The sequence below is a fragment of the Kitasatospora sp. NPDC127116 genome (assembly GCF_042677365.1).
Lineage (GTDB): Bacteria > Actinomycetota > Actinomycetes > Streptomycetales > Streptomycetaceae > Kitasatospora > Kitasatospora lactacystinica.
Map to the genome: position 1 here is coordinate 1 of NZ_JBHXTL010000200.1, position 12,845 is coordinate 12,845.

The window sequence follows — 12,845 nt, forward strand, 5'->3', positions numbered from 1 at the left end:
CGAACGAGCGCCACACCTCCGCCAGCGACACCATCACCGCCCACAGCACCGGCTGCACCACATCGACCCGCGCCAACAGCGCCTCCGAACCCAGCACCTCCGCCAACGACCAGTCCACGTAAGGCGCCAGCGCCCGCTCGCACTCCGCCATCCGTTCCGCGAACACAGCCGATTCGGCCAACAGCTCCGCGGCCATCCCCACCCACTGCGAACCCTGACCCGGGAACACCAACACCGAACGGCCCGAGGACACACCGTCGCCCTGTACCAGCCCCGGCACCGAGCGGCCCTCCGCCAGCGCCTTCACGCCGTCGAGCAGCCGGTCCGGGTCGGTGCCCACCACCACGGCGCGCCGTTCGAAGGCGGTCCGCGTGAGGGCGAGGGCGCGGCCGGTGTCGGCGGCCCGCAGGGGTGCGGGGTCGGCGCCCAGGTGTGCCAGCAGCCGGGCCGCCTGGTCGCGCAGCGCCTCGTCGGTGCGCCCCGACAGCGCCCAGGGCAGCGGGTACGCGTCGCCGCCGGCCGCGGTGTCGGCCACCGGTTCGGCCTCCTCCGCCGGGGCCTGTTCCAGGATCAGGTGGGCGTTGGTGCCGCTGACGCCGAAGGCGGACACGCCCGCCCGGCGCGGGCGTCCCGTGTCGTCCCAGGCGCGGGCCTCGGAGAGGACTTCCACGGCTCCCGACGACCAGTCCACCATGGGCGTCGGCCGGTCCGCGTGCAGGGTCCTGGGCAGTTCGCCGTGCTCGATCGCCAGCACCATCTTGATGACGCCGCCCACTCCGGCCGCCGCCGAGGTGTGGCCGATGTTCGACTTCAACGAGCCCAGCCACAAAGGCCGTTCGGCGGGCCGCCCCTGGCCGTAGGTGGCCAGCAGGGCCTGCGCCTCGATCGGGTCGCCGAGGGTGGTGCCGGTGCCGTGCGCCTCCACCGCGTCCACCTCGGACGCCGTCAGGCCCGCGTCCGCGAGCGCCGCCCGGATCACCCGCTGCTGCGACGGACCGCTCGGCGCGGTCAGCCCGTTGCTCGCACCGTCCTGGTTCGTGGCCGAACCCCGGATCACCGCCAGCACCGGGTGCCCGTTGCGCCGCGCGTCCGACAAGCGCTCCAGCAGCAGGACACCGGCGCCCTCGGACCAGCCGGTTCCGTCCGCTTCGGCCCCGAACGCCTTGCAGCGGCCGTCGGCCGACAGCGCCCGCTGGCGGCTGAACGCCACGAACGCGTCGGGGGTCGCCATCACCGACACCCCGCCGGCCAGGGCCAGCGTGCAGTCGCCGGCCCGCAGGGCCCGGATCGCCAGGTGCAGAGCGACCAGAGAGGAGGAGCAGGCCGTGTCCACGGTCACCGCGGGCCCTTCCAGGCCCAGGGTGTAGGCGATCCGGCCGGAGACCACACTGCTCGCGGTCCCGGTGTCCAACAGGCCCTGGACCTCGGGGAGGTGGCGCGAACCCTCGCCGTAGCCGTTGCCGATCGCACCGAGGAAGACACCCGTGCCGGTGCGCCGCAGCGTGCGGGGGTCGATCGCGGCCCGCTCGACCGCCTCCCAGGCGGTCTCCAGTGCCAGCCGCTGCTGGGGGTCCATGGCCAGGGCCTCGCGCGGCGAGATGCCGAAGAACTCCGCGTCGAACTCGGCGGCGTCGTGCAGGAAGCCGCCGTGCCGGGTGTAGGAGGTACCGGGCCGCTCGGGGTCCGGGTCGTAGAGGCCCTCCAGGTCCCAGCCGCGGTTGACCGGCCAGGCGGAGATCGCGTCGGCGCCCCGGGAGACCAGGTCCCACAGCAGTTCGGGCGTGTCGGTGCCGCCGGGATAGCGGCAGGCCATGGAGACGATGGCGATCGGTTCGTGGCGGGCCTGCTCGGCCTCGCGCAGCTGCCTCCGGGCGTCACCGAGGTCGGCGGTGACGCGCCTGAGGTAGTCGAGCAGCTTCTTGTCGTCGGACATCAGTGCCAGCTCTCTCTCAGGCGTTGCCGAAGTCGTTGTCGATCAGGGCGAACAGCTCGTCCGCTGTCGCCGTTTCCATCGCCGTGACGGTGTCGTCCACCGGTCCGGGCGGTGGTGCCTCGCCGCCCGGTGCGCCGGCGCGCCGGCCCCAGCCGCGCAGCAGTTCGTTCAGTCGTTCGCCGACCCCGTCGGTGTCGGCCGCTCCGGGCGGGACGGCCGCGAGGAGCGCGGCCAGCCGGTCCAGCTCGGCCAGCAGCGGCGAGGGCGGTTCGGGCGCGGCGGACAGCTCCGCGTCCAGGTGGGCGGCGAGCGCTTCGGGCGTCGGGTGGTCGAAGACGACCGTCGGCGGGACGGACAGCCCGGTGGCCTCGCACAGCGCGTTCCTGAACCGCATCGCGAGCATCGAGTCGAAGCCGATCTCGGAGAAGGAGCGTTCCGGGCGCACCGGACCGGCTCCGGAATGGCCGAGGACCGCGGCCGCGTGCCGGATGACCAGGTCGAGCACCACCTGACGGCGTGCCGGCCGGTCCAGTGGGGCCAGCCGGGCGGCCAGTCGTGCGGCGGGGGTACCGTCCTCGTCGCCTGCGGCCTCCGAAGTCTCCTCGGCCGGCACCCCGGTGGTGACCGCGGCGGCCGTCCGGCCCGGTGTGGCCAGCCAGTACCGGTCGCGCTGGAAGGGGTACGTCGGCAGCAGGACGGGTGCCGGGCCGCCCGGCCCGGGGGCACCCGTCCAGGGCGACCAGTCCACCGGACCGCCGCCGGCCGCCCACGCCTCGGTCAGCGAGGCCAGCAGCCGGTCCCGGCCACCGTCGCCGCGCCGCAGCGTGCCGACCGCCGACACCTCCCGCCCGGCCTCCGCGGCCACCGCCTCGATCCCGGCGAGCAGCACCGGATGCGGGCTGACCTCGACGACCAGGGTGTGACCCGAGTCCAGCAGGGCGCGGGTCGCTCCGACGAAGTCGACCTGCTCGCGCAGGTTGCGGTACCAGTAGGCGGCGTCGAGCGATTCTCCGGCGACGGGTTCGCCGGTCACCGTCGAGTAGAGCGGGACGGCCGAGGCGCGGGGGCGTATCCCGGTGAGGGCTTCGCGCAGTTCGTCCTCGATCTCGGCGACCTGGGCCGAGTGGGCCGCGTAGTCCACCGGGATCGCCCTGGCCCGTACGCCTTCCCGGTCGCAGGCCGCGAGCAGGGCGGCCAGCTCCTCGGGCTCCCCGGCGACGACCACGGCGTCGGGGCCGTTCACCGCGGCCACGCAGAGGCGTCCGCCGGCGGGCATCAGGCTCGTGGTCCGCTCGGCGGAGGCGGCGACCGACACCATGCCGCCGCGTCCCGCCAGCCTCAGCAGCGCCCGGCTGCGCCGCGCCACCACGAGGGCCGCGTCGTCGAGCGACAGCGCTCCGGCGACGTGGGCGGCGGCGATCTCGCCCTGGCTGTGTCCGACGACCGCGTCCGGGGTGACCCCGGTGTCGCGCCAGTGCGCGGCCAGCGCGACCATCACGGCGAAGAGCACCGGCTGGACGACGTCCACGCGGTCGAGCGTCGGTGCGCCGGGCGCGCCGCGCAGCACCTCGGTCAGGGACCAGTCGGTGTGCGGGGCGAGCGCCCGTTCGCAGTCGGCGATGGCGGCGGCGAACGCCCCGGCGGTGTCGAGCGCCGCCGCGGCCATGCCGGCCCACTGCGAGCCCTGGCCAGGGAAGACGAAGGCCGTACGTCCGCCGCGCGCCCGGTCCTGCACGGCGTCGGGCGCGGGTTCTCCCGCCGCGAGGGCGTCCAGCCAGCCGAGGAGCGCGTCGCGGTCGCGGCCGGTGGCGGCCGCCCGGAAGGGCAGGGCGGGGCGGGTGGTGGCGAGCGCGCGGGCCGGTGCGGCGACGCCCCCGTGGGGGTCGGCCCGCAGGTGCTCGCCCAGCCGGCGCGCCTGTCGGCGCAGGGCCGCGGGCGTCATGGCGGAGAGCAGCCACGGAACCGTGGTCCCGGTGTCCTCGGAGGGTTCGCCGTCCGTGCCTTCGGGCAGCGGACCGTCGTCGGCGGCGGGTGCTTCCTCCAGAACGGCGTGGGCGTTGGTGCCGCTCATGCCGAACGCGGAGACGCCTGCCCGGCGCGGCCGGTCCCCGTCCGGGGCGTCCCAGGGGCGGGCGTCCGCGAGCAGCCGGACCGCGCCGACCGACCAGTCCACCCGGCTGGACGCCTCCTGTGCGTGCAGGGTGCCGGGGAGCACGCCGTTGCGCAGTGCGAGCACCGTCTTGATGACCCCGGCGACGCCGGCGGCGGCCTGGGTGTGCCCGATGTTGGACTTCAGCGACCCCAGCCACAGCGGGCGGTCGGCGGGCCGGTCCTGGCCGTAGGTGGCCAGGAGGGCCTGCGCCTCGATGGGGTCGCCGAGCACGGTACCGGTTCCGTGCGCCTCGACCAGGTCGATTTCGGCGCCGGACAGTCCGGCCGTGGCCAACGCGGCCCTGATCACCCGCTGCTGTGCGGGGCCGCTCGGGGCGGTGAGGCCGTTGCTGGCACCGTCCTGGTTCACCGCGGTGCCCCGTACGAGGGCGAGGACCGGATGCCCGAGGCGGCGCGCGTCGGAGAGGCGTTCCACGAGCAGGACGCCCACCCCTTCGCCCCAGCCCGTACCGTTCGCCCCTTCGGCGAAGGAGCGGCAGCGGCCGTCGGGCGACAGCCCCTGCTGACGGCTGAACTCGACGAAGACGTCCGGGCTCGCCATCACCGCGGCGCCGCCGACCAGGGCGAACGAGCAGTCACCGGCGCGCAGTGCCTGGCCGGCCAGGTGCAGTGCCACCAGCGAGGACGAGCAGGCCGTTTCCACGGTCACGGCGGGGCCGCCGAGTCCGAGGGTGTAGGCGACGCGGCCGGAGGCGACGCTGGTGACCGTGCCGCTGAGGAGGTGCCCCTCGACCTCGTCGGACGGGTTCTGCGGGCCGGTGCCGTAGCCCTGGGCGGCCACGCCGACGTAGACGCCGCCCTCGCTGCCGCGCACCGACGCGGGATCGAGTCCGGCCCGCTCCAGTGCCTCCCAGCTGGTTTCGAGCAGCAGTCGCTGCTGGGGGTCCATGGCCAGGGCTTCGCGCGGGGATATGCCGAAGAACTCCGCGTCGAACTCGGCCGCCCCGTCCAGGAATCCGCCGCCGGTGGTGTAGAAGGTGCCCGGGTGCAGGGGGTCCGGGTCGTAGAGGGTGTCCAGCGGCCAGCCGCGGTCGGCGGGCAGCGCGGTGACCGCGTCCACTCCGTCGGCCACCAGCTGCCACAGGTCCTCGGGCGAGCGGACGCCGCCCGGGAACCGGCAGGCCATCGAGACGATCGCCAGGGGTTCGTCGGCCGCCGCGGGCCCGGCCGTGCCGGTCGGACCGTCGGTGTCCGGTTCGGTGCCGCTCAGCCCGGCGAAGAGGTGCGCGGCGAGGGCGGCTGCCGTCGGGTGGTCGAAGACGGAGGTGAACGCGAGCGGCAGAGCGGTGGCCGCGACCAGCCGGTTGCGGAGTTCGACGGCGGTGAGCGAGTCGAAGCCCAGCTCGCGGAACGGGCGGTCGGCCGTGAGGCCGGCAACCGACTCGTGGCCCAGCACGGCGGCCGCTTCGCTCCGGACCAGCTCCGTCAGCAGTTTGCGGCCCTCGGGCTCGGACAGCCGGTGCAGCCGGTGCGGCCACGCCGGGTCGCCGCCCGTGCCGGGTCCGGACCCGGCGGAGGTGTCCGCGTCCGCGGGGCCGCCGTCCGCCGCCCGGGGCTCCGGGGCGGCCGGCAGGCCGCGCAGCAGCGCACTGTCCCTGACCGAGCCGAAGATGGGCGCGAAGCGGCTCCAGTCCAGCTCGGCGACGACCGGTTCGCCCTCGTCCAGGGTCAGCGCCAGGCCGAGCGCGGAGAGCGCCGCCGCGGGGGCCATCGGCACCAGCCCGTGGCGGCGCAGGCCGTCGCCCACGGCGCCGTCGGCCATGCCCGCGCCGGCCCAGGGGCCCCAGGCCACCGAGGTCGCCGTCAGGCCCCGGCCGCGCCTCGCCGCGGCGAGGCCGTCCAGGTAGGCGTTGGCCGCCGCGTAGGCGCCCTGGCCGCCGCTGCCCCAGGTGCCCGAGATCGAGGAGAACAGCACGAAGGCGTCCAGCGGGCGGCCTTCGAACAGGGCGTCGAGGTGGGCCGCGCCACGCGTCTTGGCCGCCGTCCGCCGGGCCAGTTCCTCCGGCGTGCAGTCCATCAGCGCGGTGTCCGAGGTGAGCCCCGCGGTGTGCACCACGGCCCGTACGGTGTCGCCCTCGTCGCGCAGCCTCTCCAGGACCCGTTCCAGCGCGGTGCGGTCGGCGACGTCGCAGGCCAGCAGGGTGCTCCGGGCGCCGAGCGCCGCCAGGGCGTCGACCAGCGCGTCGGCTCCGGGGGCCTCGGGTCCCCGCCGGCCGAGGAGGACGAGGTGTTCCGCGCCGCGCTCCGCGAGCCAGCGCGCCACCTGGGCGCCGAGGCCTCCGGTGCCGCCGGTGACGAGGACCGTGCCGCGCGGCGTCCACGGTGCGGGCGCGGGTGTCGCGGGCTCCGGCGCGGGGACGAGCCGGCGGCCCAGCGGTACCGGCGCGCGTACGGCCACCTGGTCCTCGCCGTCCCGTCCGGCCAGCACCGCGCACAGCCCGTCCAGCGCGGGCCCGTCCAGCAGGTCCGGCAGGTCGACCAGGCCGCCCCAGCGCAGCGGGTGCTCCAGTGCCGCCACCCGGCCAAGGCCCCACACCTGGGCCTGCTCGGGGCGGACCTCCTCCGTGCCGTGGGCCGCCACCGCGCCGCGGGTGGCGCACCACAGGGGTGCGTCGATGCCGCTGTCGCCCAGTGCCTGGAGCAGCAGCAGGGTCCCGCTCAGGCAGGCGTCGAGCATCGGCAGGCCCGGGTGGGGTCCCTCAGCCAGCGCCAGCAGCGACAGGACGCCCTCCAGGGCGCCGAACTCCGGGAGCAGCGAGGCCAGTTCGGCGCGTTCGACGGCGGCCCCGACCCGGATCACGACCACGTCGGCGCCGTGTCCGGCGAGCGCCTGTTCGCAGGCGAGTGCGGTGTCCTCGGCACCGGGTCCGTCCGGGGTGACGAGCAGCCAGCGGCCGGAGAGGCGGGACTCCGCGGGCGCGGTGAGCGGCTCCCAGGCGATGCGGTAGCGGCGGGGGCCGGCGGGGACCTCGGTCTCCCGGGAGCGCCGGGCGGCGGGGGCCGGGTCCGGCGCGGCCACCGGCCAGAAGCGCCTGCGCTGGAAGGCGTAGGTGGGCAGGTCGACCCGCCGCACGTCGGTGCCGCTCCAGCCCGCCGACCAGTCCACCGCCACACCGCGCAGGTGCAGCGAGGCGAGTGCGGTGCGGACCGCGTCCGGCTCGCCGCGGCCGTCGCGCAGCAGCGGCACCGTCCCGGGGCCGCCGGGCGTGGGGGCGGCGTCGGGGAGGCAGGCGTGGAGCATGCCGGACAGCACGCCACCCGGTCCGAGTTCGAGGTACGTCGTCGCGCCCTCGGCCCGCAGCCGGCGGGCCCCTTCCAGGAAGCGCACGGTGCCCCGGGCGTGGCGCACCCAGTGGTCGGGGGAACGGAGTTCCGCGGCCGTGGCCGTGCGCCCGGTCAGGTTGGAGACGATCTCGATGCCGGGCGCGTGGTAGGTCAGCGACTCGGCCACGTCCCGGAACGCGTCGAGCATCCCGTCCATCCGGTCGGAGTGGAACGCGTGGCTCACGCTCAGCCGGCGGGTGCGCCGTCCGCGGGAGCGGAACGCCCCGGCCAGGCGCAGCACCGCGTCCGCGTCACCGGACAGGACCACGGAGGTGGGCCCGTTGACGGCGGCGATGTCCACCGCGTCCCGGCCCGGGTCGCGGTCCGTCTCCGTCTCCGGCTCCGTCTCCGTCTCCGGGAGGGGGTGCCCGGCGCGGTCGTCCAGCAGGGCCTGGCGCACTTCCTCCTCGGTGGCCTCCACCGCCACCATCGCCCCGCCCTCGGGCAGTTCGTCCATCAGCCGGCCCCGGGCCGTTACCAGCGCGCAGGCATCGGGCAGGTCCAGCACGCCCGCCGCGTGGGCGGCGGCGAGTTCGCCGATGGAGTGCCCCATCAGCAGGTCGGGCCGCACACCCCAGTGCCGTACGAGCCGGAACAGCGCCGTCTCCAGGGCGAACAACGCGGGCTGGGTGTACCGGGTGCGGTCGAGCAGCGCCGCACCGGGGGTTCCGGGCTCGGCGAACAGGATGTCGCGCAGGGGCAGGTCGAGGTGCGGGTCCAGGCCGGTCAGCACCTCGTCGAGGGCGTCGGCGAACACCGGGTCGTCGCGGTAGAGCTCCGCACCGGCTCCGGCCCGCTGGCTGCCCTGTCCCGGGAAGAGGAAGGCGGTCCGGCCGGAGCGTACGGCGCCGCCGGTGAGCAGGTGGCCCGCTGCCGTACCGCGCGCGAGTGCGGTGAGCGAGCGCCGGACGGATGCCCGGTCCCGTCCCAGGACGGCGGCCCGGTGTTCGAGCGGGGCCCGTCCCGTGGCGAGCGAGTAGGCGACGTCCGCCAGTTCGGCGTCCGGGTCGGCATCGAGCCGGCTCACCAGCCGGCCGGCCTGTGCCCGCAGGGCCTCCGGTGTGCCGGCCGAGAGCAGCAGCGGCACGGGCGGGGCGGCCCGGCGCGCGGTGGCCGTCGTGGCGGTGTCCGGGGCGGCGGTGTCCGGGGCGGCGGTGTCCGGGGCGGGCGCGGCCGAGGTGTCGGTCCGCTCCGGGGTGGGCGCGACGGCCGGTGCCTGCTCGATGATCGCGTGCACGTTGGTGCCGCTGATGCCGAACGACGACACGCCTGCCCGGCGCGGGTTCCCGGTCTCCGGCCACGGGGTGTGCGCGGTGAGCAGGCGGATGGCACCGTCGGACCAGTCGACGTGCGGGTTCGGCGTCCCGGCGTGCAGGGTTCCCGGCAGTTCGCCGTGGCGGATGGCCAGCACCATCTTCATCACCCCGGCCACCCCGGCCGCCGCCTGGGTGTGCCCGATGTTCGACTTCACGGAGCCGAGCCACAGCGGCCGGTCCGCCGGGCGCGCCGGCCCGTGGACGGCCTGGAGCGCCTGCGCTTCGATGGGGTCGCCGAGCCTGGTGCCGGTGCCGTGGGCCTCGATCGCGTCGATCTGGTCGGCGCGCAGCGCGGCGTCGGCCAGCGCGGCGCGGATGACCTGCTGCTGGGACGGGCCGTTCGGGGCGGTGAGCCCGTTGCTGGCGCCGTCCTGGTTCACGGCGGTGCCGCTGATCAGCGCGAGTACGGGGTGGCCGTGGCGCACGGCGTCGCTGTGGCGCTCCAGCAGCAGCACTCCGGCGCCCTCGCCCCAGCCCGTGCCGTCCGCGTCCGCCGAGAACGCCTTGCACCGTCCGTCGGCGGCGAGCCCGCGCTGACGGCTGAACTCCACGAAGAGCCGCGGGGTGCTCATCACCGTCACCCCGCCCGCGAGGGCCTGCTCGCAGTCGCCGCGCCGCAGTGCCTGCACGGCCAGGTGGAGCGCCACCAGCGACGAGGAGCACGCGGTGTCGACGGTGAGCGAGGGCCCCTGGAGGCCGAGGACGTACGACAGCCGCCCGGACAGCACGCTGGCCGTGTTCCCGGTCAGCAGATGGCCCTCGGACACGCCCTCGGCGCCCTGCAGCAGCACGGAGTAGTCCTGGCCGTTGGTACCGATGTAGACGCCGACCTGCCGGTCCTTCAGCGCCGTCGGGTCCTGCCCGGAGCCCTCGACCGCCTCCCAGGCGGTCTCCAGGAGCAGCCGCTGCTGCGGGTCCATGGCCAGGGCCTCGCGCGGCGAGATGCCGAAGAACTCCGCGTCGAACTCGGGGGCGTCGTGCAGGAAGCCGCCCTGCGTGCTGTACGTGGTGCCGGCGTGGTCGGGGTCCGGGTCGTACAGCCCCTCGGTGTCCCAGCCCCGGTTCGACGGCCAGTCGCCGACGGCGTCGGTGCCCTTCGAGAGCAGGTGCCAGAAGTCCTCGGGCCCTGCGACCCCGCCGGGGAAGCGGCAGCCCATGCCGACGATCGCGATCGGCTCGTTGCCGCCGGGTGCCGCCGCCCGGCTCGCCTCGGAGCCGACGGAGCCGACATACTCGGCGGCGCCGCTCGCGGCGTCCGGCAGGTCCAGGTCCAGGTCCAGGTCCGCGAGCAGCCGGTCGGCCAGTACCGACGGCGTGGGATGGTCGAACAGGACGGTGGCGGGCAGGGCCAGTCCGGTGACGGCGACGAGCCGGTTGCGCAGCTCCACCGCCGTCAGCGAGTCGAAGCCGAGCGCGGAGAACGCCTTTCCGGGCTGGACCGTGTCGACGTCCGGGTGGCGCAGGACCGTCGCCGCGTGGGTGCGTACCAGTTCGGTGAGGGTCCTGACCCGGTCCTCGTGGCGCGGCAGTACGGCGATCTGCTGCCGCAGGGCGTCGGCGGAGCCGCCGCCCTCCCGGGCCGCCGACGGTCCGGTGGCATCCGGGACGGGCCTCGCGGCAGCCGGGTCCGGCATCCCGTCGAGCAGGGCGGCGGACCGCAGGCCCATGCCCGTGGTGAAGCGCCTCCAGTCGACATCGGCGACCACGACCAGCTCGTCGTCCTCCGCGAGTGCCCGGCCGATCGCGGTGACGGCCGTTTCGGGCTCCATCACCGGCATGCCGAAGTCCCGCAGCCGCGCGGCGACACCGTCCGCCAGCATGCCCGGCCCGGCCCAGGCGCCCCAGGCCACGGACGTGCCGGGCAGCCCGGCGACCCGGCGGGCGGCGACGAGTGCGTCGACGGCCGCGTTGGCGGCCGCGTAGTTGCCCTGCCCGGCGTTGCCCACGACGCCCATCACCGACGAGAACACCACGAAGGCCGACAGGTCGAGACCCGCGGTGGCCTCGTGCAGGTTCCGGGCGGCGGTCAGCTTGGCGCGCAGCACCACGGCGAGCCGTGCGGGGTCCAGCGCGTCGAGCACACCGTCGTCGAGGACGCCCGCCGCGTGGATGACGGCGGACAGCGGGCATCGCGCCGGGATGTCGGCGAGCAGCGCCGCCAGTGCGGCCGGGTCGGCGACGTCGCAGGCCGCGAAGGCCACTTCGGCGCCCAGCGCCGTCAGTTCCTCCCGCAGCGCGTCCGTTCCGGGCGCGTCGGCACCGCGGCGGCTGACCAGCAGCAGCCGCTCCGCGCCCTGGCCCGCGAGCCAGCGCGCCGTGTGCGAGCCGACGCCACCGGTGCCACCGGTGACGAGGACCGTGCCCCGCCATCGCGGTCGCGTCCGCACGGCCGCGCCGTCCTTACGGGCCTTCGGCGGCACGGACGACGCGGGCCGGAGACGGCGTCCGTGGACCCCGGTGGAGCGCACCGCCACCTGTTCCTCGTCGGCCGCGGCTCCCGCGAGCACCGCGCACAAGCGGCGGGCGGCCCGTACGTCCAGCACCTCGGGCAGGTCGATCAGACCGCCGCGGCGATGCGGGTGCTCCAGTGCCAGCGTCCGGCCCAGGGCGGCGGACGCGGCCTGACCGACGTGTCCGGGCCGCTCAGCGCCGCCCAGGACCGCCGTTCCCTTCGTCAGCGTCCAGAGCCGGGCGTGGATGCCCGTGTCCTCCAGCGCCTGGGCCAGCGCGAGGGTCAGCGCCGGACCACCGGGCAGGTCGGGGTGTTCGGGATGGGGGCGCTCCTCCCAGGACAGCAGGGACAGCACGCCGGCGATCGGCTGCTCCGCGGCGGTCTTCGTCAGCAGGGCGGCCAGTTGTTCACGGGTCGCGCCCGGATCGTCGACGACGCACGGGAGGAGGTCGGCTCCGGCCTCGCCGAGGGTGTCCAGGACGGCCGCCGCGTCGTGGCCCTCGGCACGCAGGGCGAGCCAGCGACCGGGAAGGCCGTCCGCCGGCGCGACCGACAGGGGTGCCCAGGCAACGTGGTAGCGCCAGGATTCCGCCCTCCGTTCACGGTTCCTGACGGAGCGCCAGGTCGCCAGCGCGGGCAGGACTTCGTCCAGGACTTCCCGGCCGACCCCGAGGGCTTCGGCGAGCTGGGCGGGGTCCTGCAGTTCCGGGTCGTCCCAGCGGTCCTCGGCGGGGGCGGCCGGGACGGCGGCGGGGGCCGTCAGCCAGTAGCGGCTGCGCTGGAAGGCGTACGTCGGCAGGTCCACCCGCCGCGCCCCTGGGAACGCACCCGAGAAGTCCACCCCCAACCCGCACTCCCACGCACGGCCCACCGCACGCAGCACCTGAGCCGGGCCACCCTCCCCGCGACGCAACGTCCCCAGCACCGCGGCCTCCACACCCGCGGCCTCCACCGACTCCCCCACCGCCACACCCAGCACCGCATGCGGGCTGGACTCGACGAAGAACCGGAAGCCCTCCCCCAGCAGCGCCGCCGTGGCCTGCCCGAACTCCACCGTCTCCCGCAGATTCCGGTACCAGTACTCGGCGTCCAGGACCTCCGTGTCCAACCAGCCGCCCGTCACCGTCGAGAAGAACGGCACCGAACCCGCGAGAGGCGTGATGCCGTCCAGGTCGGACAGCAGGCGCTCGCGGACCTCCTCGACGTGCGCGGAGTGCGACGCGTAGTCGACCTCGATCAACCGCGCCCGCACACCCTCCCCCACGAGCTCTTCCACCAGCGCGGCCACCGCGTCCGCATCACCCGACACCACCGTCGACGACGGACCGTTCACCGCCGCCACCGACAACCGGCCCGCAATCCGCTCCCGCACCGCCTCCACCGGCAACGGCACCGACGTCATACCGCCACGCCCCGCCAACGCCCCCACCGCACGGGAACGCAACGCGACCACCCGCGCCCCGTCCTCCAGGCTCAGACCACCCGCCACCACCGCGGCCGCGATCTCGCCCTGCGAATGACCCACCACCGCATCCGGAACGAGTCCGAACGAGCGCCACACCTCCGCCAGCGACACCATCACCGCCCACAGCACCGGCTGCACCACATCGACCCGCGCCAGCAGCGCCTCCGAACCCAGCGCCTCCGC

2 protein-coding genes are annotated in these 12,845 nt (G+C 75.8%); both read right to left on the bottom strand.

The annotated features are described in order from the left end of the window. On the bottom strand, positions 1-1,933 hold a 1,933-nt coding region (locus ACFVHV_RS41150), incomplete at its 3' end, for a type I polyketide synthase (RefSeq protein ID WP_380358655.1). Between the two features lie 16 nt (positions 1,934-1,949). Continuing rightward, positions 1,950-12,845 (bottom strand): SDR family NAD(P)-dependent oxidoreductase (locus ACFVHV_RS41155; RefSeq protein ID WP_380358658.1); only part of this gene is annotated, 10,896 nt, incomplete at its 5' end.